14 protein-coding genes are annotated in these 26,872 nt (G+C 69.9%); 4 read left to right on the plus strand and 10 right to left on the minus strand.

Annotation, left to right across the window (positions count from 1 at the left end):
* Positions 1-12 precede the first annotated feature (12 nt).
* The 4 genes from BWI15_RS28610 (at position 13) to BWI15_RS28625 (ending at position 5,531) form a co-directional block, all read left to right on the plus strand.
* Positions 13-1,842 carry a BTAD domain-containing putative transcriptional regulator gene (locus tag BWI15_RS28610; protein ID WP_077017658.1) on the plus strand — a complete coding sequence of 610 codons (1,830 nt, stop codon included), beginning with the start codon at positions 13-15 and terminating at the stop codon, positions 1,840-1,842.
* Positions 1,839-3,110: a hypothetical protein gene (locus tag BWI15_RS28615; RefSeq protein WP_077017659.1), complete on the plus strand. Its 1,272-nt coding sequence runs from the start codon at positions 1,839-1,841 to the stop codon at positions 3,108-3,110. The genes BWI15_RS28610 and BWI15_RS28615 overlap by 4 nt, the downstream gene beginning before the upstream one ends.
* 115 nt (positions 3,111-3,225) lie before the next feature.
* Complete coding sequence (locus BWI15_RS28620) at positions 3,226-3,873, plus strand: helix-turn-helix transcriptional regulator (RefSeq protein ID WP_077017660.1); 648 nt, start codon at positions 3,226-3,228, stop codon at positions 3,871-3,873.
* Positions 3,873-5,531 (plus strand): right-handed parallel beta-helix repeat-containing protein, encoded by a 1,659-nt coding sequence (locus BWI15_RS28625; protein WP_077017661.1) that lies wholly within the window; start codon positions 3,873-3,875, stop codon positions 5,529-5,531. Before BWI15_RS28620 ends, BWI15_RS28625 begins: the two co-directional genes overlap by 1 nt.
* Positions 5,532-5,665: 134 nt before the next feature.
* Here BWI15_RS28625 and BWI15_RS28630 read toward each other — a convergent pair whose 3' ends face one another.
* The 10 genes from BWI15_RS28630 to BWI15_RS28680 all read right to left on the minus strand — a co-directional run bounded on the left by BWI15_RS28630 (position 5,666) and on the right by BWI15_RS28680 (position 26,851).
* The gene (locus BWI15_RS28630; protein ID WP_077017662.1) at positions 5,666-6,319 is read right to left on the minus strand and encodes a hypothetical protein; all 654 of its coding nucleotides are present in this window, start codon (positions 6,317-6,319) and stop codon (positions 5,666-5,668) included.
* A 211-nt stretch (positions 6,320-6,530) separates the two neighbouring features.
* Complete coding sequence (locus tag BWI15_RS28635; RefSeq protein ID WP_077017663.1) at positions 6,531-6,971, minus strand: Hsp20/alpha crystallin family protein; 441 nt, start codon at positions 6,969-6,971, stop codon at positions 6,531-6,533.
* Positions 6,972-7,195: 224 nt separating this feature from the next.
* The gene (locus tag BWI15_RS28640; protein WP_077017664.1) at positions 7,196-7,393 is read right to left on the minus strand and encodes a hypothetical protein; all 198 of its coding nucleotides are present in this window, start codon (positions 7,391-7,393) and stop codon (positions 7,196-7,198) included.
* Between the two features lie 205 nt (positions 7,394-7,598).
* The gene (gene treZ / locus BWI15_RS28645; protein ID WP_077017665.1) at positions 7,599-9,326 is read right to left on the minus strand and encodes a malto-oligosyltrehalose trehalohydrolase; all 1,728 of its coding nucleotides are present in this window, start codon (positions 9,324-9,326) and stop codon (positions 7,599-7,601) included.
* 1 nt (position 9,327) lies between these two features.
* Positions 9,328-11,745, minus strand: a complete 2,418-nt coding sequence (treY, locus tag BWI15_RS28650) for a malto-oligosyltrehalose synthase (protein ID WP_077017666.1) — start codon at positions 11,743-11,745, stop codon at positions 9,328-9,330.
* On the minus strand, positions 11,742-13,859 hold the full coding sequence (glgX, locus tag BWI15_RS28655) for a glycogen debranching protein GlgX (RefSeq protein ID WP_077017667.1): 2,118 nt from the start codon (positions 13,857-13,859) through the stop codon (positions 11,742-11,744). The genes treY and glgX overlap by 4 nt, the downstream gene beginning before the upstream one ends.
* A gap of 110 nt (positions 13,860-13,969) precedes the next feature.
* Positions 13,970-24,553 carry a calcium-binding protein gene (locus BWI15_RS28660; protein WP_237771500.1) on the minus strand — a complete coding sequence of 3,528 codons (10,584 nt, stop codon included), beginning with the start codon at positions 24,551-24,553 and terminating at the stop codon, positions 13,970-13,972.
* A gap of 87 nt (positions 24,554-24,640) precedes the next feature.
* Positions 24,641-24,964, minus strand: coding sequence for a hypothetical protein (locus BWI15_RS28665; protein WP_143465931.1), 324 nt, complete (start codon positions 24,962-24,964; stop codon positions 24,641-24,643).
* Positions 24,965-25,259: 295 nt separating this feature from the next.
* Entirely contained in the window at positions 25,260-25,868 is a 609-nt protein-coding gene (locus BWI15_RS40770; protein WP_077017669.1) for a DUF7674 family protein, read from the minus strand.
* Positions 25,869-26,101: 233 nt separating this feature from the next.
* A complete protein-coding gene (locus BWI15_RS28680; protein ID WP_143465933.1) occupies positions 26,102-26,851 on the minus strand; it encodes a hypothetical protein in 750 nt (249 codons plus the stop codon).
* Positions 26,852-26,872 lie beyond the last annotated feature (21 nt).

Below are 26,872 nucleotides of genomic sequence, written 5' to 3' on the forward strand. Positions count from 1 at the left end.
ATCGTATGTGTCATGAACGGTCACTCAACGCACACACCGGCCCGGCTCGCGTTCCGCGTGCTCGGTCCGCTGGAGGTGGACGGCCCCGATGGGCAGCCGCTCGACCTGTGCGGCGGCAAGCCCGCGACGGTGCTGACGCTCCTGCTGCTGCACCGCAACGCCTGGGTCAGCACCGACCAGCTGATCGACGCGGTCTGGTCCGGCCGCGACGCCCCCGCGTCCGCGCGGCGGAACCTGAAGACCTACGTCTGGCAGCTGCGCCGGGTCCTGCCGGAGGAGCGGATCGACAGCCGTCCCGGTGCTTACCGCGTGCGCGTGCTGCCCGGTGAGCTCGACGCCGACGAGGCGGCCGAGTCGGCCGACGCCGCTCACAAGCTGCTGGTCTCGGACCGCCCGTGCTCCGAGCAGGCGGCAGCGCAGGCGGCCGAGCTGGTGGAGCGGGCACTCGGGTTGTGGCGCGGTTGCCCGTACGACGGACTGACCGTCGACGCCTCCTCCGCCGTCGACCGGTTGACCGAGCTGCACCGTGCGCTGCGAGAGGACCTGGCCGATGCCCAGCTGGCGCTGGGCCGCTCGGCCGACGCGATCGCTCTGCTGCGCGAGCTGACCGACGAGGACCCGCTACGCGAGCTGGCCTGGACGCGGCTGATGACCGCTCTGTGGCAGACCGGTCGCCGGCACGACGCGCTGGCGGCGTACCAGCGGGCGCGAAGCGTGCTGATCCGCGACCTCGGTATCGAGCCGGGCGCCGAGCTCACCGCCTTGCACCAGCAGATCCTGACAGCGGACGCTGCGCGGGCAACGGTTGGGCAGGAGGACGCCCCCGCGGAAGAGGCCGTCCGGACGCCCGCGTACTGCGACCTTCCGCCACGCACCACCGGTTTCGTCGGCCGGGCCGCCGAGATCGCTGCCGTTCGGGCGGCGGTGAGCTCCGAGCGGGTGACCGTCGTGGCGGTCGAGGGGATGCCAGGGATCGGCAAGACCGCCTTCGCGGTGGAGGCCGCCGCTGCGGTCGCGGCGTTCGACTGGCGTCACCAGGTCGATCTGAGGGCCCACCGGGACGGTGCGGTCAGTGTCTTCGACGGACTCGGGGCGCTGGTCCAGGCCGCCCGATCGGAAGCTTCATTGCCCACGGCAACCGTTCGGCGAACCGCGCTGTGGCGCTCGGCCGGCCGGCCGGTCCTCCTGATTCTGGACGACGTGGCTGACGCGGAGCAGGTCCGGCAGCTGCTGCCGAACGCCCCTGGCTCGCTGGTGATCGTGACCAGCCGCCACCGTCTCTTCGGGCTCGACTGCGACGTCCGCATCGCGCTCGGCCCGCTGCGCCCCGACGAGGCGGAGCAGCTGACCACCTGCGAGCAGGTGTTGCGCTGGAGCGCCGGTCATCCCGAAGCCCTGCGCAGGTTCACCGAGTTCCTGGCCGCTCGGGAGCCGTGGACCGCTGCGAGGCTGGCCCACCGGCTGGACGACGAGTCGACCCGTCGGCGCGTTCTCGCGGGTCTGCACGAGCGGATCGACGCGACGTACCAGTTGCTGCCGGCACCGGTTCGCCGGCTCTACCGCCTGCTCGGGTTGACGCCTCGGTTCGACGGACGTCGGGCGGCCCGGCTGCTCGGTGTCACGCAGCAGGAGGTGGACCCGATGATCGACGAGTTGCTCGACCAGCACCTCGTCACCGAACCCGCGCCCGGCTGCCTCAGCCTGCACCCGGTCGTCCGCGACCACGCCCACGGGCTGCTGATCGCCACCGATTCGCCCGACGAGCTGGTCTCCGCTACGCAACGGATCAGCGGCCGCGCCGAGCTGGAACTGGTCGCTCCTGACGGCCCGAGGGTCGCATGAGGTCCGCAGCGGCCGCCGCCGTTCCCCAGCAGCAGACCGTCCACCCGCGGACCGCACCAGCCGTCCCTCAAGCAACCTCCGTCGGTACGCCGATCGCCCGCGTCGGCACGGCTCCGCAGCACCCCGCGCCGCAACGCGTCGCCGTACAGACGACCCTGACGGCCGCTCCGGCGGCCAACCGCTCCTACCTGGTCGACCGGCCGCCCGCACCGACGCCGGTGGTCCACCGGGTGGAGATGTCCGAGCGAGGGCTCCGGGTCGGTCAGGTCATGTGCTGGCAGTTCGCCGTGGTCGCCGTCGGCGCGGCCACCGCGGGCTCCCGACTGATGCTCGTCGCCACCAGTCTCGCCGCTGTGACGCTGGTCCTCCTGACTGCCGTGCGCGTGCGCGGACTCTGGCTGTACCGCTGGGCCGGCGTCCTGCTCACGTTTCTGCTGCGCCGCCGCCGGTTCGAGCTGACAGGCGACACCGCGCTCGACCTCACGAGCGCCTTCCTCGGCCGGACGACCGTGAGCACTCTGCCCATCCGCGACCAGCAGTACGGCGTACTGAGTCATCCTGGTGGAGTCCTGCTCGCTCTTCGGGTCGGTGCTGACGCGCACGAGCTGCTGCGTCGCCTACCCACGCTGACCGAGTCCGCCGACGAGCAGCCCGTCGCCGTCTCGCTCCAGCTCGTCCTGCACACCGGGATCAAGCAGAGCAGGCCGCCGCGGACCTGGATCGCCGTTGCCGCCCAGCGGACGTCGGAGATCGCCACCGACGAGCAGGTCAACCAGGTCCTCACCAACACCGTCCGCCGCCTGGTACGCCGGTTCGACCGCGAGTACGTCGACTGCATGCCGCTGGACGAGTCCGGCGTACTGGCCTCGATCGGAGCGCTGGCGCACGCGAACGCCGGCCGTGGTCAGCTCCGCGAGCGCTGGTCCACCTGGGCCGCCGGACCGGTCCTGCAGGTCTGCATCCGGCTCACCGGGTACGCCGCCCTGCCGGACCCGCTCGCGCAGTCCCTGGTCGAGACCCTGCTCGGTACGGCGACCGGCGGCGCCCAAACCCTCGCCATCACCGTCACGGCTCCGGCCGACGGCCCTGAACCCGCCCGGCACGACGCCGTCCTGAGGGTGGCCGCTTCGCATCCGGCCACGCTCGACGCGGCGACCACCGTTCTCACCTCACTGGCCCGCTCCTTCGGAGTGGAGCCGGAACGCCTCGACGGGCGGCACACCGCTGGTGTCGCCGCCACGCTACCTCTGGGGGTCCCTCTCTCATGACTGTACTCATGCCTCGCCGCCGGCTCGGCGGGCCATGGAGCTTGAACTCCTGGTCTTCCCTCGTCGCTCCAGTCGCATCGCTTTGTCCACTCCTCAGTCCAGACCAGGAGGTTCGATGACTGTCACCGTGCTGAACCGTCCCACCGGCTTCCACCACGTGCCCGCCCACGACGGCGTCGCCGCCCTCCTGGCGAACGCCCGCGACGAGGTGATCGCGATGAGCGACCTGACGCCGACCGGACCGGCCTTCGGACCGCGCGACGTCCGTCCCGGGCTGCGCTACCGGGCGATCTACCCCGACACCGCGCGGACCGCGCCGGCGTCGTGCCGTCACCTCGTGGCGATGTCCGCCGCCGGTGTGGCGGTCCGGACCGTGCCACAGGTCCCGCTGAACGCACTGATCATCGACGGCGCCGTCGCGGTGCTGCCCGCGGACACGTCCCACGGCAGTGTCGCCGTACTGCGGCTGAGCAGCGTCGTGACCAGCACGACGGAACTGTTCGAGCGGGTCTGGCCCGGCGCCGTCCCACTGACCGGGTCAGACCTCCCGGGCGACGCCGATCTGGACGAGCGGAACCTGGAGATCCTGCGGCTGCTCGCGCTCGGGGTCACCGACGAGGTCGCGGCGGCCCAGCTCGGCGTCTCGGTGCGGACCGTGCGCCGGATGGTCGCGCAGATCATGGGCCGGCTGGGCGCGCGCAGCCGGTTCCAGGCCGGTGTGAAGGCCGCCGACCGGGGCTGGCTGCTGGACCGGGCCAGCTGATGCGGGTTCTGACCGTCGCCGCGGACCGTCCCGGCGCGTACCCGACCATCGGCTCCGCGCTGCTCGAGGCGCCCGACGGCGCCGTGGTCGCGATCGCCACCGGGACGTACGCGGAGACGCTCGAGCTGAGCGGACGGTCGATCACCCTGCAGGCCGAGGCCGGCGGGACCGTCGTACTGGACGCTGCCGGTGCGGACCGGCCGGCACTGCGCGCGGTCGACGGCGAGCTGACGGTGCGCGGCCTGGACATCCGGGCCGGCGACAACCTGGCCGTGTCGGTCGAGCGCACCGTGCTCACGCTCGAGCAGTGCGAGGTCCGCGGCCGCACCCGGCCGGCGATCAGCCTGCACGCCAGTACGGCGTTCACCCTCGACCGGTGCACGATCACCGGCGCCGAGACCGGGATCGTGGTCGAGGGGGCGGGCGGCCAGATCCTCGACACCACGGTCCGCGACGTCTCCGGCGACGGGATGGTCGTTGCCCTGGGCTCCGATCCGCTGATCCGCGGCTGCACGGTGTCCGGCTGCGGCGGGCGCGGGATCTACGTGTACCAGTACAGCCGGCCCGAACTGACCGACACGGCGGTGTCCCGCACCGGCGCCGACGGGATCGCTGTCGCGCACGGCAGCGCTCCGGCGATCCGCCGGGTGACCGTCGAGGACACTCGCGGAGCGGGGATCGCGTTCACCTCGGACTGCGGCGGCACGGTCGAAGGCTGCCGGACCGGCAACACCGGACTGGCCGGAATCCTGGTGGCCGAAGGCGCCGAGGTCGAGGTGACTGCCGAGGCTGCCGTCCGGCCGGCCGGCAACGGCGGCCCGCTGGAGCAGTTGCTCGACGACCTGGACGAGATGGTCGGGCTGCCCGGCGTGAAGGCGGAGGTGCACGCGCTGGTCGACGAGATCCAGGTGAACGAATGGCGGCGGGCGGCCGGCCTGTCGGTCGGCGCGGCCGGCCAGCACCTGATCTTCGCCGGGGCGCCGGGTACCGGGAAGACGACCGTCGCGCGCTTGTACGGCAAGCTGCTGAAGGCGCTCGGCGTCCTTCCGCACGGCGAGTTCACCGAGGTGTCGCGCCGTGACCTGGTCGGCCAGTACATCGGCCACACCGCCGAGAAGACCGCGACGGTGTTCGAGAAGTCCCTCGGTGGGGTGCTGTTCATCGACGAGGCCTACACGCTGTCCCGCTCGGCCGGCAGCGGCGGCGACTTCGGCCAGGAGGCGATCGACGCGCTGGTGAAGCTGATGGAGGACCACCGCGACGAGATCGCGATCATCGTGGCCGGCTACACCGGCGAGATGAACGACTTCCTGGCCGCCAACCCCGGTCTGGCGTCCCGCTTCGGCAAGACCGTCGAGTTCGAGAACTACTCCGCCGATCAGCTCGTCCTGATCACCGAGCGGATGGTGATCGGCGGGGACTACCTGCTCGACCCGGCGGCCACCGGACCACTCACGGCGTACTACCACCGGATCGCCCACGGTGCGAACTTCGGCAACGCCCGCGAGGCCCGCCGGTTGGTCGAAGGGATGCGCAAGGCGCAGTCCCAGCGTCTGCGGACCCTCGGCCGGATGCCCACCACGCAGGAACTCCGTTGCCTGCTCGCCGACGACGTGCTCTCAGCCTGCGGCCTCCAGGCGGTGGCCGAAGGCCCCTGAACAGGGGGCGGCGACCCGGGCACCGGGGTCGAGGGGGTCAGGGGCAGGTGCCCGGGTCGCCAGGCAGCGCAGCAGATCGCTGCCTCTTCGGTGGCGGCAAATACTGGCCGGGGGGGTTCCACCGGGACGGAAGTTCAGGCGGCCGCCGGTCGGTCGGCGGTCAGGACCAGGGTCTGGCCGACGGGGTCGACCAGGGTTTGTTCGGCCGCGGGTTGGTCGACCAAGGTCTGGTTGACCAGCGCGGCGAGGCCTGGATTGACCCGCTCGACGTACGCCGGGCGCGTGGCCGGCGCAACCGAGGCGGTCCAGGTCAGCGCGGGAGCCAGCGGATCGGTAGGCACGGTAGGCGGCGCCGGAGTGGCCAGCGCGACCACGCGGCGGGTCTGCTGGAGGGTCAGGGCGGCGGAGAGCACAGCGACGCAGCTCAGCACGACCGAGGCGGCACCCATGGCCCAGTTGGACGGGTCCGTCGCTCGCATGCTGCCGATCGCGCCCAGGTACAGAGCGTTGGTCAGTCCTGCTCCGCCGGCCAGCAGTACGGCGGCGCGCACGGCGGTCCGGTCGAGCCGCAGCTCGTCCGCCGCGGCGACCAGGCAGGCGACCAGACCGGCCGTCACCGGCAACGTGTAGAGGGCGGCCATCAAGACACCGCCACCGACCATCAGGTAGAGCAGGTCGAAGATCAGGGCCGCGCCGGCCAGCACACCGGCGTACAGGGCGAACATCGGATGGAAGGCCCGCGCCAGCATCGGAGTCGGCAGCGTCCGGGGTGGCGGGGCGACGGTCACGGGGTGCAAAACATCCTTCCTGGTGTGACGAAACTACGACGGAGGAGAACGGACGGCTGCCGGCGGCAGCCCGTTCGCCCGGGTGCGGCTGCGGTGCCGTCGTGCACCGCCTCGTCGCCGCCGGGCAGCCGTCCTGGTCTTCGTGGAACGTGGAACTCGACCGACTCTCAGGGCATCACCACCTTCCGGCGACCGGGGCCGGGACAGGCCGTCAGCTGTTCAGCTGCTTGTGGCCCTCGGCGGCACCGATCTCGATCTTGCGCGGTTTGGCCTGTTCGGCGACCGGGATCTTCAGCGTCAGCACGCCGTCGGCGTAGGCCGCCTGGATCCGGTCGGTGTCGAGCGAGTCGCCCAGGAACAGCTGGCGGGAGAAGACCCCCAGCGGCCGTTCCGCGATCTGCAGCTCGACGCCCTCGGGCGTCTGCACGGGGCGCCGTTCGGCCTTGACCGTCAGGACGTTGCGCTCGACGTTCAGCTCGATCGCGTCGGGCGTGACGCCCGGAAGATCGAAGGCGATGACGTACTCGTCGCCGCTGCGGAAGGCGTCCATCGGCAGCGACGCGGGCCGGGACCAGGTGCCGGACGACGGCCCGCCGAGCAACTGCTGGGTCAGCCTGTCCAGCTCACGGAAGGGATCGGTGCGCATCAACATCGTTTTCCACCTCCTGGCGTCGACAGTTGCTTCGGTGTCAACACGCACTACTGTTCTACCGCGTCATCGTAAAGATGACAAGTCCTTCTGTCATCCTTTCAGCGACGACCACGTGCAGCGGCCCGGAGGCAGACCGAAGCCGCCGGCGCCGAGGGCGCCGACGGCTGGATGTGTCGGTCAGAACTACCGGCAGGATCTGGCGGAGCCGGCCGGTGGGTGGTGGATCAGCTCAGGACCGGCTTGGCCGTCTCGTCCCGGGCTTTGTACTCCCGGCCGGCGGTACGCCGCTCGGCCGGCTGGTGGTCGACGGTCCGTGGCGCCGGGCAGACCGGGCCACGACGGATCGGACCGCCGCCCAGTCTCCTGCTCTTCCACTGCTTGTCGTCGTAGTCGTAGTAGGTGTCAACTCCTCCAACGGTCACAACTGTCCTCCCTGTCACCCCCCGGTGACCCCCCTCCTGCTGCTGCTCAACAGGCCGGTACAGTCCACAGTCGGTCACCAGACCCCAACAGCACAAGGGATTCGGGCCGGAGCTACCGGGATCCGGACTCCGACGCCAGATTTGCCCGACTTTGTCCAGACCTGTTTCGGCGTCAAGAGTGCGACAGTGCGGTCTCCGGGAGATCTCAGATCGCGTAGACCGCCACCGAGTGCCCGGCCAGGCGCACCCCGTCTTCCACCACTTCGGCCGCACCGAAAGCCATCACCTCGTACGACGGCCGCCCGCCCACCGGCACGACCCGCTCGGCCTCGCTCAGGTTCACCACGACCCGCAGCGCACCCCGGCCGACAACCAGCCAGTCGCCATCCACGTCGGACGTCACCGAGACCGAGCCGAGCCGGTCGTCGCGCAGGTCGTCGCTGCGGGCCCGGAGCGCCAGCAGGTCGCGGTACCAGGCGAGCAGCTCGCGATGCGGCGGCTGGTCCACCTCGGTCCAGTCCAGCACCGACGACCGCCACGTCTCCGGGTCCTGCGGATCGGGGATCTCCGACGCGGTCCACCCGTGCGCGCCGAACTCCTCCCGGCGCCCGTTCCGGACCGCTTCGGCCAGTTCCGGCTCCTCGTGGTCGGTGAAGAACCGCCACGGCGTCGACGCGCCCCACTCCTCGCCCATGAACAGCATCGGCGTGTACGGCGAAGTGATCACCAGTGCGGCCCCGATCGCCAGCTGGCCCGGCGTGAGCGCCGGCCGGTCGCCCAGCGCGCGGTTGCCGACCTGGTCGTGGTTGGAGGTGTAGGCCAGGAACGCCGAGCCGCGGTGCCGGGCCGGATCGACCGGCCGCCCCCAGTCCTTGCCCCGGAACGACGAGTACGACCCGTCGTGCAGGAACACCTGGGTGAGCGTCTTCTCGAACACCCCGGGCTTGGCGAAGTCCTCGTAGTACCCGGCGCTCTCACCGGTCAGCAGGGTGTGCAGCGCGTGGTGGAAGTCGTCGCTCCACTGCGCGGTCATGCCCAGCCCGCCCTCGGCCACCGGCTCGACCATGCGCGGGTCGTTGAGGTCGGACTCGGCCACCAGCCCCAGCGGCCGTCCGAGCTCCGCCGAGAGCGCTGCGGTCTCCTCGGAGAGCTGGGCGAGCACGTGCTGCGGGCTGTCGTCCTGCAGGGCGTGTACGGCGTCCAGGCGCAGCGCGTCCAGGTGGAAGTCGCGGAACCAGCGCAGCGCGTTGTCGCAGATCCACCGCCGGACCTCGACCGACCCCTTGTCGTCCAGGTTGACCGCCGGACCCCAAGGGGTCGAGTGCTTGTCGGTGAAGTACGGGCCGAAGGAGTCGAGGTAGTTGCCGGACGGTCCGAGGTGGTTGTAGACGACGTCCAGGCAGACCGCCAGCCCGACGGCGTGACACCGGTCGACGAACCGCTGCAGCGCTTCCGGCCCGCCGTACGGCTCGTGGACGGCGTACAGGTCGACACCGTCGTAGCCCCAGCCGTGCTTGCCGGGGAACGCCGCCACCGGCAGCAGCGACACCACCTGGACGCCGAGCGCCACCAGGTAGTCCAGGTGTTCTGCAGCCGCGTCCAGGGTGCCCTCTGGCGTGAAGGTCCCCAGGTGCAGCTCGTAGAACACCGCACCGCGCACGTCCCGCCCAGCCCATTCGGTGTCGCCCCACTCGAAGCGGGACGCGTCGAACACCCTGCTGGTCCCGTGGACGCCGAACGGCTGCCAGGCGCTGCGCGGGTCGGGCATCGGGTCGCTGCCGTCGACCGAGAAGGCGTAGTCGGTCCCGTGGCCGGCGTCCTCCACCGCCGCCGACCACCAGCCGTCGTCGGCGCGGGTCAGCTCCACCGACTCGGTGGACAGCACCAGGGAGACGGTGGAGGCGTCAGGCGCCCAGACGGTGAAGGTGTGCATCTCAGCTCCTCGCGAGCAGGGCCACTGGCAGGTCAGCCAGCAGCTCGTCGATCCGGGCCGCCCCACTACCCAGCGTCCGGCCGGTCAACACGTCCTTCCACTCCCCGGACGGCAGGACGACAGTTGAGTCGCCCCAGCCCCCCAGCCGGTGCAGCGCGACCGGCAACCGGGTTGCCAGGGTGATCACCGCGTCCCCACGGGCGAAGGCCACCGCATGCCCGTTGGACGTCGGCAGCGGGGTGTAGCTGCCCGCGAAGGCCTCCGGGTTCTGCCTGCGCAGCCGCAGCGCCCGGGAGGTGACCAGCAGCTTCTCGTCCGCCAGGTCGGCCGGCTGCTTGCCGTCGTCCAGCCGGGCCAGCCGCTGGATCCGCTCCTGGTAGTCGACCGGACGCCGGTTGTCCGGGTCGACGAGCGACAGGTCGACCAGCTCGCTGCCCTGGTACACATCCGGTACGCCGGGCATCGTCAGCTGGACCAGCTTCTGCCCGAGCGTCGCCGCCCGCACGTACGGCGCCTGCGCGTCGGCGAACCGGCGTACGGACTCCAGCACTGCGTCGTCGGCCAGGACGGCGGTCGCGAAGGCAGCCACGGCCTCCTCGTACTCGCCGTCGGGCGACGTCCAGCTGGTGTGCCGCTTGCCCTCGCGGATCGCCTTCTGCAGGTAGGCCTGCAGCCGGTCCTCGGCCAGCGGCCCGTCGTCCCAGGTGCCGAGCAGGGTCTGCCAGATCAAGTACTCCGTGCTGCCGTCGAGCAGCGGTCCCCGGTGGTCCTCGGTTTTGGTCCGCCACGACCGGACCGCCTCGATCCAGGCGGTGGGCTGCTCGGACAGCACGCTCAGTCGGGCCCGGACGTCCTCGGACCGCTTCGTGTCGTGCGTCGACAGCGTGGTCATCGTGCGCGGCCAGTTCTCGTTCGCGCGGCCGGCGTAGGCGTGGAACTCCTCCGGCGAGACGCCGAAGTGCTCCGGGTCGCCGCCGACCTCGTTCAGCGAGCTGAGCCGGAACCAGCGGTAGAACGCGGTGTCCTCGACGCCCTTGGCCATCACCGGCCCGCAGGTCTGCTGGAACCGCACGATCAGCTCGTGCCGGGCCTGCTCGTCGATCCGGCTCGCGGTCCCGGCCTCCCGGCCGAGCAGCAGGTCGCGGACCAGGTCGAGCGTCTCCTGCTGCTCCTCGTCCAGGTTGCGCCGGGCCAGCTCGGCCACGTGCTCCAGCACCTCGACCGCCTCGGCCGGCGCCCGCTCCCCCGGTACGACGTACGCGCGGTACCGGTCGAAGTTCACCAGCAGCTCGACGACGACCTCGTGGAAGGCCCGGCGGGTGTGGTCGCGCAGCCGGACGTCGTCCTGGCAGATCCGGGCCAGCAGCTCGACCAGCCGGTGCACCTCGGCGTACTGGCCGTGCTCGACGATCTCCCGCTTGGCCTCCTCCACCACCGGCCCGAAGTCGGCCGGCTGACCGGTCAGTTCGGAGTGGTACGCCGCGAGCGGCGCGGCGCCGGCCGGGTCGACGAACAGCCCGCCGACCCGCAGCAACGCGTCGTACCCCGTCGTACCGGCGCAGGGCCAGTCGCTGGGCAGCTCCTCGTCGCCCTCGAGGATCTTCTCCACCACGACCCACGCACCGCCGGTCCGCTCGGCCAGGCGCCGCAGGTAGCCACGGGGATCGGCCAGACCGTCCGGGTGGTCGATCCGGAAGCCGTGCAGCCTGCCCTCGTGCAGCAGGGCGAACAGGAGCTCGTGGGTGGCCTCGAAGACCTCCTGCGTCTCCACCCGGACAGCCGCCAGGGTGTCGACGTCGAAGAAGCGCCGGTAGTTCAGCTCCTCGTCGGCGACCCGCCAGTGCGCCAGCCGGTACCACTGCGCGGTGACCAGCTCGTCGATCGGCAGGTGCTCGGTCCCGGGCCGCAGCGGGTACTCGTGCTCGTAGTAGCGCAGCACCGGCTCGTCACCGCTCCGGTCGACCGACAGCTCGTCGTCGGCCAGCACCTTGCCGATCCGGTTGCCGAGCACGGCCATCAGCAGCGGCTGGTTCCCCGACCCCCAGTCCACGTCGAACCAGTCCGCGTACGGCGAACCGGGCCCGTCCCGCAGCACCGACCAGAGCGCCTTGTTGAGCCGCGCGGGCGTCGGCACGGCGACATGGTTCGGTACGACGTCCGCGATCGCGCCCATCCGGTACTCGGTCAGCTTGTCCGTCAGCCGGTCGAACGCCGCGCGCCCACCGGCCGGCTCCGACACCCGGCTGTGGTCGACCACGTCGTACCCGTGCATCGAGCCGGGCGCGGCCTGCAGGATCGGCGACAGGTAGGCGTGCGAAACGCCCAGGTCGTGCAGGTACCCGACGACCTCGGCGGCCGCGTCGAACCCGAACCCCGCGTTGATCTGCAGCCGGTACGTCGACTGCGGAACGGCCGTCATCCGTTGGCCTGCCGGGGGCGGGTCAGGACGATCGTGCCGTGGGCCTCGATCCGGATCGTGCTCCCGGCCGGGTGCTCGCCCTCTTCGGCGCGGCCGGTGGGCCGGATGGTGTCCACCACGACCGACCAGATGTCGCCGTACTCCTTGCCGGGCAGGAGGAACTCCTGCGGCTCGTGGTTGCTGTTCAGCAGGATCAGGAACGAGTCGTCGACCACCGGCTCGCCCCGCGGGTCCGGCTCGGAGATCGCGTCGCCGTTGAGGAACACGGCTACCGCGCGGGCGTCGTCCCGGCTCCAGTCGCCGTCCTGCATCTCGCGGCCTTCGGGGGTGAACCAGACCAGGTCGCCCAGCCCGTCGATGCCCTGGTCGCCGTGGAAGAAGCGCCGGCGGCGCAGTACCGGGTGCTCGTTGCGCAGCCGGACGAGGTCGCGCGTGAACTCCAGCAGGTCCTCCTGCTCCTCGGTGAGCTCCCAGTTCACCCAGGCGAGCTCGTTGTCCTGGCAGTAGACGTTGTTGTTGCCCTGCTGACTGCGGCCCAGCTCGTCGCCGTGCGCGAGCATCGGCACGCCCTGTGAGATCAGCAGCGTGGTCAGGAAGTTGCGCTGCTGCTTGGCCCGCAGCACCCGCACGGCGGGCTCGTCGGTCTCACCCTCCACGCCGCAGTTCCAGGACCGGTTGTGGCTCTCGCCGTCGTTGCCGCCTTCGCCGTTGGCGTCGTTGTGCTTGTCGTTGTACGAGACCAGGTCACGCAACGTGAAGCCGTCGTGCGCGGTGACGAAGTTGATGCTGGCCAGCGGGCGGCGGCTGTCGTCCTGGTACAGGTCCGACGAGCCGGTCAGCCGGGAGGCGAACTCGGCCAGCGTGTACTTCTCGCCCCGCCAGAAGTCCCGGACGGTGTCGCGGTACTTGCCGTTCCACTCCGTCCACAGCGGCGGGAAGTTGCCCACCTGGTAGCCGCCGTCGCCCACGTCCCACGGCTCGGCGATCAGCTTCACCTGGCTGACCACCGGGTCCTGCTGGACCAGGTCGAAGAACGCCGACAGCCGGTCCACCTCGTGGAACTGGCGGGCCAGCGTGGCGGCCAGGTCGAACCGGAACCCGTCCACGTGCATCTCGGTGACCCAGTAGCGCAGCGAGTCCATGATCAGCTGCAGCACGTGCGGGTGCCGCATCAGCAGGCTGTTCCCGGTGCCGGTGGTGTCGTAGTAGTGCCGCTTGTCCTCGTCCACCAGCCGGTAGTACGCCGCGTTGTCGATGCCCTTGAACGACAGGGTCGGGCCCATCTCGTTGCCCTCGGCGGTGTGGTTGTAGACCACGTCGAGGATCACCTCGATGTTCGCCTCGTGCAGCGCCTGGACCATCGTCTTGAACTCGGTCACCTGCTGCCCGCGGGTCCCGGTCGAGGAGTAGGCGTTGTGCGGGGCGAAGAAGCCGATGGTGTTGTAGCCCCAGTAGTTGGACAGGCCACGCTCCTGCAGGTGCCCGTCCTGGGCGAACTGGTGCACCGGCATCAGCTCGACCGCGGTCACCCCGAGTCCCTTGAGGTGCTCGATGATGGCCGGGTGCGCCATCCCGGCGTAGGTGCCGCGAATCTCCTCCGGCAGCGCCGGATGGGTCTTGGTCAGGCCCTTGACATGGGCCTCGTAGATCACGGTCTCGTGGTAGGCGTGCCCCGGCGGACGGTCGTTGCCCCAGTCGAAGAACGGGTTGGTGACCACCGAGAGCATGGTGTGCTCGCGGTTGTCCATCGTGTTCAGCTCGTCGGGTTTGGCGAACCGGTAGCTGAACAGCGACTCGTCGGCGTCGATCTGCCCGTCGATGGCTTTCGCGTACGGGTCCAGCAGCAGCTTGGACGGGTTGCACCGGTGCCCGGCGGCCGGGTCGTACGGTCCGTGCACCCGGTAGCCGTAGCGCTGCCCCGGCTGCACCGAGGGCAGGAACGCGTGCCAGACGAACCCGTCCACTTCGGTCAGCTGGATCAGCTGCTCCGATCCGTCGTCAGCGATCAATGCCAGGTCAACTTGTTCGGCAACCTCCGAGAACAGCGCGAAGTTCGTACCGGAGCCGTCGTACGTGGCTCCGAGGGGATAGGGACGACCAGGCCATTTCTGCACTCGACGAAGGTACCCACCACCACACGTCGACAGAGAACGACGGCGTGTTCCGGCACTCAGAATTCACCCGGCGGAGCGGGCCGCCGGCCGGCGGCCCGCTCCTGACCAGCTCAGTCCGCGCAGGCCACCGGGTCCTCGAAATGCCCCGGAGTGCCCGGGTACGCCGGGCCGACCGCGTGGGTGTTGTAGTCCGGGTTGTACGCGAACGCCAGTTCCCGGTACGCCGAGGTGCCCGCGGTGGTGACATCCGTCACGGCCCGGCCGGCCCCCGATCCCCACGCGACCGACGTGAGGAAGGTGTGCATCGCCGGAGAGTGCTGCCGGATGTCGTTGAACCCGCCGTACGCCGCGTTGCAGTGGCTGTACAGGTTGTAAGCACCGTTCCAGTCCATCAGCCGGTCACCGGTGTTCGGGCCGTTCTGGGCGACGTCGGCCTGCATCACGTCGCGGTCCCAGCCGCCGTAGATCCAGTCGGTGCCGTGGTGGTGCTGGTTGTTGGCCAGCGACGCCGGTGCCGCGCTGTCGTCGTCCTTGCCGGTCAGCTCGAACCACAGGCACGGGTCGACCGTCACCCCGTTGGTGGTCACCGGCCAGTCGCCCGGTGCGCAGTTGCCCGGGAAGGTGCCGCGCGGGTTGAAGTCGAGCAGGTCGGACCCGATGACGTCCTGCTTGGCCGGGTCGGACTCGCCCACCCCGCCGAACACGTGGTCCACGAACCGGTCGTTCGTGCCCCGCGCGTCGGCGTCGAAGGCGCCGTTGGTCAGGCAGTCGGCCGTGGCCGCGTCGAGCACCGGGTCACAGCCCCGGCCGCCCCACAGCACGTCCTCACCGTCGGCCCCGAAGACCTGGTCGCCGCCGCTGTCGCCGTTGGCCAGGTCGTCGCCGAAGCCGGCGTGCAGGTTGTCCGCGCCCGGGCCGCCGCGCAGCCGGTCCCGGCCACCCTCGGCGATGCCGTCGTGCGGCATCTCCGCGCCGGTCGAGGTGCCGATCCACTGGTCGCCGTCCACGTCGTGCTCGAGGTCGACCCGGCGGTCGTAGCCGCCGCGCCGGAACCCGACGTAGGTCTCGGCCGGTGGCGAGTTCAGCGAGACGCTGAACTGCGCCGGGGCGTCGCCGGTGTCGAGGTGCTGGTTCACCACGCCGCCGCGGTCGCCGAGGATCGCGTCCTCGCCCGTCTCGCCGGACACGGTGTCGTCACCGAGCTCGCCGTACAGGTCGTCGTCGTCGGAGCCGCCCAGGATCGTGTCGTTGCCGTCCTGGCCCCAGACTCCGTCGTCGCCGGCCTCGCCGTAGAGGGTGTCGGCGCCGAACGCACCGGCCACCTCACACGTCGCCTGGGCCTCGGTGCAGAACCGGGTGCTCGGCTCGCCGAGGTCCGGGTCGTGTGTGCGGGCCACCGTCGCACCGGCCGGCGGGGTGCCGTTCGGGTAGCGGTCGGCGTACACCCGCTCGGTCTGGCCGGTGACGGTCCGGACCAGTGAGCCGTTGTCACCGAGCACCACGTCGTCGGCTCCGTCGGCCTCGATCGTGTCACCGGTGTCGCGGAACCCCTTGGCCGAGCTGCCGCCGATCAGGTCGTCCTGACCATCCGGACCGGTTGGGCCCTCCAGCACGGCAGCCGCGCTCGGCGTACCGGGCCAGCCCGGGTCGGCCAGCGGCTGCACGGTGGTGAGCGGTGAGTCGCCGCCGAGCGACAGGTCGCCGCGGAGCACGTCCGCGCCGCCGTTGCCCTCGACGTAGTCCGCCCGGGCGCCACCGGACAGGTAGTCGGTGCCGTCCTGGCCGTAGATCACGTCCACGCCGTCGCCACCGGACACCCGGTCAGCGCCGAACCTGTCAGCCGGCGGAACCGCCAGCCGGTTGCTGCCGAGGTCGTACCGGTCGACGATCCGGGTGGCCATCGGCACACCGGGCTCAGTGCCCAGCCGGACCGTCACCCGGGTCGGCGTCTGCCCGGCCGCGGGCCGCAGTACACGACCGTTGTCACCGGCCACCACGTCGTCACCCGGTCCACCGAAGATCGCGTCCGCGGTGTCCGGCTGCCCGGCGGTGTCCGCGCCGGTCCCGCTCAGCGGAGTCGAGCTGCCGCCGACCAGGTCGTCGTCGGCCAGGTCACCCTCGACCCAGTCGCTCGCCTGACCACCCTCGACGTAGTCGTCGTCACCGTCACCCTTGGCGCGGTCCTCGCCGCCCTGGCCGTACAGCACGTCCTGCCCGTCGCCACCGGACATCTGGTCGTTGCCGGACGTGTTGGCGACCGGAGCCGCGCCCAGGTCGAGCAGCGCGACCGTGTGCCCGTGGGCGAACCCACGCTGCCTCGTCACCGGCGTGGTCGCCGCCGGATCGGTCGTCAGCGTCAGTACGGCGTTGTCGCCGGTCAGCAGGTCGGGCCCGGCGTCGCCGAACAACTGGTCTCCGGTGTCCGGCCGTCCGACGCCGGCCGCAGCCTGCTCGAACGAGCCACCGGCGATCGCGTCCTCGCCGTCGTTGCCGTGTACGACGTCCGCGGCGTTGTTGCCCTCCAGGTGGTCGTCGCCGCCGTTGCCGTTGACCAGGTCGGCGCCAAGACCGCCGTAGGCCGTGTCCTGGTCGTCGCCGCCGTTGATCCGGTCACCCGCACCGGCCGTCGGCGTGGCACCGTCGAGGTCGAGCGGTACGGCGACCGGGTCGCCCGGGTTGGCCGGGTCGTCCACGGTGCCGTTGTCGCCGATCAGCCGGTCGTCGCCGAGGTCACCGGACAGGTCGTCGTCACCGTTGTCCGCACGATCCGCGGCGCGGGTTCCGCCGTAGATCAGGTCGTTGCCGACGCCACCGGTGATCCAGTCCTTGCCGTTGTTGCCCTCGACGACGTCGGCCTCGCTGCCGCCGTAGCCGACGTCGTCCCCGGTGTTGCCGAAGACCTGGTCCAGGCCGGCGTCGCCGTACAGGACGTCGCCGTCGGAGCCGCCGAAGACCTTGTCCGCGTCGCCGCCACCGCGCAGGGTGTCGACCCCTTCCTGGCCGCAGACCAGGTCATTGCCTCCGGCAAGTTCAGCCAGGTCGCTCGCGCCACCGGCCGAGACCGTGTCGACACCGGCGCCGCCGGTGATGCGGTCGTTGCCGTCGCCGGTCGCCTGGCTGGTGCTCTCGCCGACCGGGTCCGACGTCACCGGCGTACCGGTGACGCACTTCTCCGCGTCGATCCGCTGGTCACCGAACACGGTGGCCGGGCCGTCGCCGCCGACGACGTGGTCGTTGCCGAGGCCACCGACCAGCGTCTTGGCGTTCGACGGAACTCCCGCGGGCAGTGCCAGCTTGACCACGTCCCGAAGCGGTCCGTAGGACACCGTGCCCGGCTTGTCGACGCCCTTGACCGGACCGACCTCGGCCGGCTCGGCGATCACGTAGTCGTCGCCGGGGCCGCCGTACACCGCGTCGGTTCCGTACCCACCGGTGAGGACGTCGTTCGCGCCACCACCGCGGATGGTCGCTCCCTGGTCGCCCTGCGAGTGGCTGGTGACCGCCTCGATGCCGGTGCTGCCCCAGACCTGGTCGCTACCGGTGCCGGTGTCGACCACGTTCGTGGCGACGCCCTCGTCGGCGCTCGGGTCGCTGTCGGCCGGGCCGGCCGCGTCGACACCGAACTCGTCGGCCGCCGCGGTGAAGATCCGGTCGGCGTTGGTGCCGCCGGTGATCCGGTCGCTGCCGCCGTTGCCGACCAGCGTGTTGACGCCGGCCTTCTTCGAACCGTCCGGCACGTCCGCGGCCACCGCGAGCTTGTCGTTGCCCGCGTTGCCGACCGCCGTGTTGGTGCCCAGACCCAGGCTGATCGTGTCGTCACCCGGCGCCGGGCCGTCGGCCAGACCGGTCGGATCCGGGATCGACTTCCAGTTGAAGACGCCGCTCAGCTCCGTGGTCTTGTCGCCGTCCTCGGAGTCCTGCGGGTTGTGCGTCACCACCTGGGCATCGCGGTCCGCCCCGAGCGAGGCGTCACCGGCCACCTTGGCGTCACCGTTGCCGACCGTGATGGTGTCGGTGCCCGGGCCGCCGGCCACGGTCGCCTTGGACGCCGCACCCCCGGTGTCGCCGGTCGCGATGATGTCGTCGCCCTCGCGTCCGTCGACGTACGACAGCCCGCGGCCGGTGGTGATCACGTCGTTGCCCTTGCCACCGATCACCACCGCGTCCTTGTCGAACTCGGCCGGAGTGTCGCCCGCGTCGTCGCCGGTGGTCTTCTTGCCGTCACCGGTGAACGTGATCGCCATCGGCTTGCTGTAGCCCTCGCCGTCCACGACCACCCGCTTCAGGTTCGGGTCGTGGTACTCGCGCCGTTCGCCGAGCATCTCGACCGCGAAGCCGTCGAAGCCGCCGTTGTCACCGGCCGGGTCGTCCTTGGTCTGCGCGTAGTGCAGCGAGATCACCTTGACGGTGTCCTTCTCGACCGCCGCCTCGTCGTTGCTCCACGGATCACCGCGCTGCGCGGTCTTGCCGAACTTGCCCGCGAACACCACGAGCGTGTCGTCCACCGTGCCGCCGAGTTTCGGCGGTGGCGGCGAGCAGTCCGGTGCCAGCTCGAAGTCGAGCAGGGTCACGTCGGCCAGCGTGAAGCTGAACGACACCGAGAAGATGCTCACCCCGATGGTGATGTAGACCCGCAGGAACAGCGACAGCCGGCCGCTGGTGGTGAACAGGCACAGCGGGTTGTTCAGCGCCGCGTGCAGGAACTCGCTGACCCGGAACTTGCCGTCGTCGTTCGGATCGTTCCAGCTGAAGTTGATCGTCAGCCGCAACCCGCCCTCGATGCCGACGGTGATGATCACCGCGCTGACCGCGGCACCGGCCGCGATCTCACCGGTCAGCTGCACCACCGGCAGCGGCGCGCCGTTCTTGTCGACGGTCTTGAAGAACAACCCGTCCAGTACGTCGATCGCCGTGACCGGGCCGCCGTTCTGCACTGCCTCGACCGCCTTGCGGATGCCGTAGGTGTCCAGGCCCGCGACCATCCGCAGGCTCACCGAAGCCGAGCCGGCCAGCGTCACGAACACCGGCGGCGGCGCGTAGACCGGGCCGAAGGACTGCCGCCAACTGAAGCCCAGCGTCAGCGGGCCGGAGTCGAACTCGACCAGTGTGACGTCGCCGCCCATCAGCAGGTTGAACGCGTTCGCCGGGTTGTCGAGGATCGGGAAGCTGAACCCGGACTTCTCCGCGTCGCCCTTGTTCTCGGCCAGCCCGTTGCCGGTGCCGAAGACGTCCTTCGCGGCGTCGCCACCGGTCTCGTTCGCGTCGTTCAGCGCCGCCTTGACCGCGTCGCCGTCGGCCTCGGTCAGCTCGCCGCCGTCCTTGTCGAGGACCTTGCTGTACATCGAGTCCGCGGTGGTCGGCGAGTTGCTGGTCGCCAGCGCCTTCTCCCCCGACAGCTCGAAGCTGCCGAGCGGTACGTAGCAGTCGTTCTCCGCGTCCGGACTGCAACTGGGCAGCCGGTTGATGAACTCGATGACCGCCTTGATCTTGTCCACGAACTCCAGCTGGGGTCCGTCGGTCAGCGTGCTGAACGACTTGGCCAGCGTCATCAGCGTGACGTCGTCACCACCGGCCATCCGGCTCAGGTCGGACAGCACCGGAATCGGCGCGTACAAGGTGTCGACGACCGGCTGCAGCGGACCGGTGACCCGCTTGATCTCCTTGACCGCGTCCCCGAGCAGCCCCTCGAAGAAGCTGCCCGCACTGATCCCGACGTCCTTGAACGCGATGTACGGCGCACCCGCCGCGTCCGGCGCGTTGTTGTCGAAGTCCCACTTCAGCTGGAAGTTCGCCCGGACGCCCGGGAAGGCCGAGTCGACCTTGGCCTCCAGGTTCCAGTCCAGGTGGAAGCCGCCGGCCAGCGAGACGCCGAAGAGGTTGCCGGCGTCCCCGAGCTCGGCGAAGGTCACCTTGGCGTTGTCGTCCTTCTGACAGACCTCCTCGGTGCCCTTGAAGCAGCTCTCGGTCTGCCCCGGTGCCTTCAAGTCGATCTGGAACGCGCCGTGGAACAGCGGCACCTCGGGCGTGTGCCCGGTCCCGGTCGCCTTGGTGATGTCGACCTTGATGAAGGCCAGTTCGGCCAGCAGCTTCGTGTTCTGCTGCAGGTCGAACGCGAGGCCCACCTGCAGCTCGGGCAGGGCCTTGTCGTCGGGGCCCCAGCCGTCCCGCGTGTTGACGAAGAAGCCGTCCGCCTTGGTCAGACCGAGCCGGAAGTGCAGCGCGAACCCGGCCGCGACCGAGACGCCCTTCGCCTTGGACTGCCCCTCGTCCTTCTGCACCCCACGCAGCGCGAGGCCGGGGATGCCGATGTCGAGCGGAAGATCCTTGGTGAAGCAGGCCTGCGGCGCACCCGCGCTCTCACAGCCCTTGTCGATGCTGACCTTGCCGCGCTGCGCGGTGAAGTCGAGGTACGCGCCGGCGATCTGGTCGAGCGGGCACAGCGCCAGGTCGGGCTCCTGCTCCACCGCCACGTACGCCGTACCGGTGTCGCCGTGGTCTTCGTGGCTCAGCGTGTTGCCCGGCAGCTTCTTGACCAGCTGGAACTCGGTCTCGCCGGGTCCCTTGCGCAGGATCTTGTAGCCCGCCGCCTTGTCGACCGGGGTCCAGGTCAGCTTGTTGAAGTTCTCGCCGCCGAGTGTGGCGGCGCCCTTCGTGGTCTGGCCGGGATCGCTGGGGATCGTGTCCCCACTGGTCCCCTCGCCCGAGCCCTGGTACGCGACCACCTTGTACTCGTATGTCGCCGTGCCCGCGTCGGCCGGGTTGGCCGTCACGGTCGGCGCGGCCGCCTTGGCCAGCGTCGCGGTGCAGTCGAACTCGACCTTCACGTCGGTCGCGGCGATCTTCACCTTCGCCAGCTCGGTGGCGAGCTTGCCGTTGATGAAGTCGGCGAACTCTTGGGAGTTGGCCGGCCGGCCCGCGCCAGGCAGCTCGTTCCAGATCGAGTTCCGCAACTGGGTCCGCAGGTCGCCGATGAAGTCCGCGCCCTGCTGCAGGTCCTCGCCGACCAGGGGCAGCTTGCCGCCCAGACTCGCCGTACGGAACGCCTGCTCGATCTGCGCGAGGTAGCTCTCCAGGCCGTCGCCGAAGTTGCCGAAGTCGAGCAGCGCCTCGGCCAGCTTGGTGCCCAGGTTGTCGGGCAGTTGCAGCTCCTTCTTCGCCGCGTCCGGAGCCGGAAGGTTGTCGTCGAGGTCAGCCAGGTCGGCCGGGTTGGTGGAATCGGGCACCCGCAGCGCGATCGTGCCGATCGGCGCCCACCCGGCGTCGGTCCCGGTGTTGTTGAGGTAGATCGGCAGGTTGCCGCAGATCATCAGCGGGGTCTCCAGCGTCTCGCCGCAGGTCACCGTGCCGTTCGTGGCGTTGAAGTTCACGCCGACCGCGCCGAGGAAGTCGCTGAACGACACCGGGGTGTCGGCCGCCGCGCCGGACTTGGCCAGAGCGATGCTCAGGTCCGCCCGCGCCTGGGCCTTCTCCGCGGCCGGAGCGTCCGCGGCCGGGTTGCCGAGCGACACCGACAGCGGGCCGACGACACCCTGCACGACGCCGTTCTCGAGCTTGGCCTTGGCGCCGACGCTGATCGAGGAGTCCTCGAGCACCTTCAGTGCCGTCGCGTCCGCCGGGCCGTCGCCGGCCTCCAGCGGGATCACCAGGCCGACCTTCACCTGGCCGGTGACATCGACCTGCGCCTGGCCCGTCGCCTGCGCGCCGGCGAAGCTCTGGTCGCCGCCGTTCAGGCTGCCCAGCGAGAGCTTGATCGGCGCGGCGGTGCGATAGTCGCGCTTCCAGTCCACGGCCAGCACGAGGTTCGGCTTGCCGTCCTTGTCCAGGTAGCGGAACTTCACGCTGTCGGTGCCGAGCGCATCGTTCAGCAGCTCCACCGCGTCCTGCAGGCTGTCCGGGGTGTTGGCGAGCAGCCGGTCGGTGGCGTCGTCGAGCGCCGAGCGCATGCTGTACGCCGTACCGGGTGCTGGTGGTGAGGCCCACGGCTGGGTCAGGGTCAGCGTCTTGCCGTCGTCGGACGCGTCCTTGACGATCCCGACCTGGGTGCCGACGACAACGGTTCGGCCGATCAGCGCGTCGGTGAACAAGTTGCCTTCGGCCCGTGTCCCGTCGACGACGGTGTTCGCGCCGTAGCTGACGTCCTTGCCGCTGTTGGACTCGTCGCTGACCAGCAGGTCACGCAGCGACTTGCCGAGGCCCGGCACGTCCTTGTCGAACACGCCGGAGCCGGCCGAGGTGTCGGCCTGCGCGAGCTGCTTCGACAGCGTCTGCAGGGTTTTGATCAGCGCGGTGAACAGCGCCTTCGGGTCGTCGGCGTCGAAGTCGAGCTTGAAGATCTCGGCCAGGTCGCCGGTGTCCAGCTGGACGGTGTCCGGATCGGTCAGGTCGGTCCACTTCGCGGTGAACTTGGTCGTCGCGCCGGCCGGGAGGAACTGCTCGGCGTCCGGGATGCTGACCGTGGCGTCGGCGTACGCGCGGACGTTCACGTCGACGTCGAGCAACTGGGCCGGGGCGTCCACCAGCTGCTTGAACAGCTGGGACAACCGCAGGTCGTGCTGGGCGTCACCCTGCTGCTTGAGACCGACGGACACCATGTGTCCGGACGGCGTACCGGCTGCGCAGGTGTCGCCGAGGCCGGAGTGGCAGACCTTGAGCTGGCCGGCCAGCTTCACCTTGAAGAAGCCGGCGTTCGCGGTCAGGTCGATGCCGGTCTCGACCGGGAAGTCGGCCGAGAACAGGTTGGAGCCGGTGCGGATCAGCACCCGGTCGGTGTTCAGCGGCAGCGACGGCACGACCGTGTCGAGCGGGCCGTTGTGCTGGGTGAACGGGCAGGCCTGCGTGTTGCCCAGGAAGCCGATGCAGGCGTCGCCGGTCTTCGGGTCCTGCAGGTCGAGCACGAGCGTCAGCGCGGCCGAGAACGACGGCTTGACCTTGGCGAAGGTCTGGTCGGCGTTCGCGTTCACGATGCCGTGGCCGTCGGAGTCGATCTTGTTGGCGAAGGTGACCGCGCCGACGTGCGGCTCGGGCCCGGCGATCACGTACGGCGTGTTGTCGGTCGGCACACCGCCGATCCAGTCCTGCTTGAGCGTGATGGTCTTGGCGTCGTTGCCGACCACCTCGCCGGCCGACGTACCGGCGACCACGCGCCGGCCGAGCCACTGGTTCGGCTGCCAGCCGGCGCCGACGACGGTCAGGGTCTTCGCCTCGTAGTCGGCGACCTTGCCCGAGGCCTCGATGCTGACCGGGTCGAGCTCGACCGGGTCGGCCGGGGCGGTCTTCGACATGCTGAGCGGGAGCACGAGCTTGCTGTTGCCGGCGTCCCAGACGAGGTCGCCGAGATCCATGTCGGACGCCTGCTCCAGCAGGGCGATCAGCTCCTGCAGCGAAGCGAACTTCGGCTTGCCGTACTGCGCCGGGTCGGTGCCCGGGACGTAACCCGGCTGGCCGGGCGCGGCGACGGTGTTGTCGGCGAGGAACTTCTTCAGCACCTCGTTGACCTGGATCGCGTCGGCCAGCGTGCCCTTCATGAACGGCAGGTCCAGGTCGCCGACCGGCTGCAGCGGCCCGTCGCCGTCCGGGTCGAACTTCGCCTTCTGCACGGCGGTCAGCGTGGCGATCACCTGGGCCAGGCCCTCGGCGAGGTCCTGCAGGCTCATGTTCTGGAACTTGCCGACGGTCGCGGCCAGGTCGGGCGCGCTGACGGTCGGCGTACCGGTGCCGATGTCGTCCCAGTCGACCTTGATCGTCGTACTGATGCCGCCCGGCAGCGAAAGCCCCGGTACGCCGGACGCCGCGGCGCCGAGCTGGAACGTGCCGTGCACCGAGCCCCGGCTGTTCGGGTCGGTGTTGTCGGTGGGCAGCGAGCCCTCGGCGTCCAGGCCGACGCTCAGCAGACCATCGAGCGAACCCGGCTGACCGAGCTCGCCGGTGGCGCCGAAGAACAGCTTGCCGTCGTTGTTGGGGTCGTTGAGCTTGCCCGCGAAGTGCGCGTCGACGTCGAGCGAGGAGCCGGTCAGCGAAACCCCGAGGATGCCGATGGCCGCCTTGGCGGTCGCGTTGTCGATGCTCGCGTGGGCGTCGACGTCCACGCGCGGGGTGGCCGCGTCGTGCACGAGGTAAACCTTGTTGTCGCCGGCACCGGTCCACACCGCGCTCAGCCCGAGGCGCGCCTTCAGCGCGACGGTGGCGCCGTCGGCGACCGACAGCTCCACCTTCGGGCTGGCGTTGGTCAGCCGCAGGTCCTGCCCGGTCACGGTCTTGTCGACCGTCACGACGATGTCGAGCTTCTTGCCGTCACCCAGGTCGCTGACCGAGGTCTTCAGATGCCCGGTCCGCCCACCCGCGACGGTGATGTCCTTGTCGACCTCGAGGTCCCCGAAGTCCGTGGCCGACTGCAACTGCTTGGCCACCGCCTCCAGGAACAGGTCGTCGAGCCCGAGCAGTCCCCCTGGACTGGCCCCGACCAGCGGCAGCGGTTCTTTCAACTTGTCGACGGAGGCGAGCCCCGTCGTCCAGGCCGAGAGGCTGTCCGCCTCACCGCCGGCTCCGAGGAACCCGAGCAACTGGTTCACACCGTTGTCGGCAGCCCGCGCCGGCATCGGCGAGTAGACAAGCAGACCGATCAGCAACGAGAAAGCGGTGAACACCGCCGTCAACCGAGCGCGGACCAGTACCTGGGCAGGACGCAGTAGACCCATCACTTCACCCCCGCGGCCCCGGGCCCGCGCTCCCCCCTAGGTGCGCAGTGGGCGACCCCCCAGCCGCAGGAGAAAGGTAAGCGACCGTTAGTAGCGCTGGCAATACCTCATGTGCCCTTTTGTTCTGACCAGCCTCGCGCCGGACTGTCCGCCTTCGGCGAGGAGTACGTCGAGGTGAAACTTCTGGCGAACGGCTGGCAACAAGCCTGGGTTGCCGGCGCCAACGACAACCCCCTGCTCGGCGCTCGATGCCTCGCCGCCGCCACCGACCACCCCGTCCTGGCCGCCCGAATTCCCGACCTTCACCGACTGGGCAACCTCAGCCACCCTCCCCACCGACCAGTCCCTGATCACCCAGGCCCTGGACCCCACCGCAACCGCCCCCGACCACCTCTTCACCTTGTTGCTCAAGGCATTTAAGGTCACCTGACGAGGAACCGACCGCCGGATGGACCAGCATCCACTCAACGATCAGAGAGCAGGTCAGCCGGTCGCGAGCTAAGGTCGCTGCCGGAGTAAGCTCACGAAGAGTTGGGGCCGGTGAGGATTCTTCGCGGTTCGGGGCCGGAGTATCGTCGGACAACTCCTTGCCAGAACGGACGAGCAAGTAATCCAGAGCTCTTGCCGACAAGGCATCCTGGATCACCTGGTCGCCTTCACCGAGGAGGCGTTCGGTGGCTGCAAGCAGCGCTCTATCAGGTCTACGTCATGCCCACGAAGCGCTGGCTCGAAGACACCCCACCAAGAGCACTCCGAGACACTCCCGAAGGTCAGCACGGCACCTTCGCCGGTCTCTCCCTGACACCTCGCCACCTTGTTGCTTAGGCAACGAAAGCACCCGGAAAATCACGGCCCGGCGGCCCGTCGTAGGTCCATCAAGGTGACCAGGCCCCGCGAACTTCCGCACCATCTCCAATGGGAGCCCGAGCAAGTACGGCGTGATGTGAATGCCAGCCGCATTCCGAACAGTCTGATCCGGGCACTCCAGCATTCGCTCCAACGCGTCGAAGCACTTCGCGATGGACACCTCATCGCCTGACGCCAACGTAGGCTGGAACGCCCGCGACCAGAACGCCTCCGACACATACGCGTACGCCGCGATGCCCGGAGTGTCCCAGTAATCCCCGCGGATCCGAGCAGCCTCCTTCCGTGACTTCGGAAAGAGGTCGACCAGAAACGCAGGCAGATCCGTCACCCGCACCAACAGCGATCGCCCTCGATGCCCGCGGAAGCTCTCGATGTTCCAATCATGTTCGTGACCAGCGGTCCGCACCAGCGACGGAAGCAACACCGAACGCTCGAGTCGGCTCCTCATCGAACCGTCCTCGAGGAGCGGGGCACCGAGCCCCAGTCGGTATCGAACACGAGATGGAAACTTTCACTCTGTCCGAGGTACACACCGAACCGATCCCCATCCGCGGCTTCCGGCAGCTTGATCCCGTTGTCGTTCAGCGCCTTGTCGAGCGTGATGTACGACGCGGAGATCCTCCGGCACTCACCCGACGAGCCATCCCTAACAGCTAGCCACCTCATTGCCACTGCTGGCCCTCACTGGAAGGAGACTGCAGCCCGGACTTGGCCGTCAGCGTCGGGCTGGGCAGCGTAGGAGACCACGGCGTCGTCAGTCCAGAGGAAGAGCGCACCACGATCATCCAGCGATCCCCAGATGTGCTCCAACTCCGCTTCGTTCGCGACGTTGTCCACCATCAGCGGCGACTCGCTCAGGTCGTGGAAGATCCGTACATTGGCCAGTAACGCTTCCTCGGCGACAACCGTCGATGCCGGCTGATTCAAGGCTTCCCGCCGGCGGACCAGCCCAGGGCTTCGGAAGACCGCGTAAACGGCTCTGGGGATTACGTTCCGCCGTACGGTCTCCAAATCGCCGGTCGAAACAACCCGGTACCAGCGCTCGCCGGCCGGCCCGGCCGCCCACTGCTGAAGGATGAGCATTTCCTGCATTCCGGAGCTTAGGCCTCGTCGCAGTTCGCTCCAGAACGTCTCGTCGGCCGGCATGTAATACGGGAAATTCCTTCGGTCAATAACATAAGGCGATGAATCAACCCGTTCCGCAACCAGCGAGAGCAAGTTCCCCAGTTCCGGCTCGGCCGTGCCTACATAGATTGCCTCTTCCGCCACGTGCACCTCAATGATGTCGGTGACGAGGCGACACCAGAATTCGGCACCAGCGAGCATCGTTTTGCTCAGAACGACGGCTTCGGCTCCCGTGAGAAGACGCCCGTCATAGTACTCGGACGCCGGCCAACGCCCGGCCCTACTCCAGACCTCCGGCTCGCGCACGGCGACATACGAATCCGCGCG

The sequence above is a fragment of the Kribbella sp. ALI-6-A genome, assembly GCF_001984195.1.
Classification (GTDB): domain Bacteria; phylum Actinomycetota; class Actinomycetes; order Propionibacteriales; family Kribbellaceae; genus Kribbella.

Coding starts and splice junctions, on each gene's coding strand:
- BWI15_RS28660 (WP_237771500.1), bottom strand. CDS start 24,553: ATGGGTCTACTGCGTCCTGCCCAGGTACTGGTCCGCGCTCGGTTGACG.
- BWI15_RS28635 (WP_077017663.1), bottom strand. CDS start 6,971: ATGTTGATGCGCACCGATCCCTTCCGTGAGCTGGACAGGCTGACCCAG.
- treY (WP_077017666.1), bottom strand. CDS start 11,745: ATGACGGCCGTTCCGCAGTCGACGTACCGGCTGCAGATCAACGCGGGG.
- BWI15_RS28615 (WP_077017659.1), top strand. CDS start 1,839: ATGAGGTCCGCAGCGGCCGCCGCCGTTCCCCAGCAGCAGACCGTCCAC.
- treZ (WP_077017665.1), bottom strand. CDS start 9,326: ATGCACACCTTCACCGTCTGGGCGCCTGACGCCTCCACCGTCTCCCTG.
- BWI15_RS28610 (WP_077017658.1), top strand. CDS start 13: ATGAACGGTCACTCAACGCACACACCGGCCCGGCTCGCGTTCCGCGTG.
- BWI15_RS40770 (WP_077017669.1), bottom strand. CDS start 25,868: ATGAGGAGCCGACTCGAGCGTTCGGTGTTGCTTCCGTCGCTGGTGCGG.
- BWI15_RS28620 (WP_077017660.1), top strand. CDS start 3,226: ATGACTGTCACCGTGCTGAACCGTCCCACCGGCTTCCACCACGTGCCC.
- BWI15_RS28625 (WP_077017661.1), top strand. CDS start 3,873: ATGCGGGTTCTGACCGTCGCCGCGGACCGTCCCGGCGCGTACCCGACC.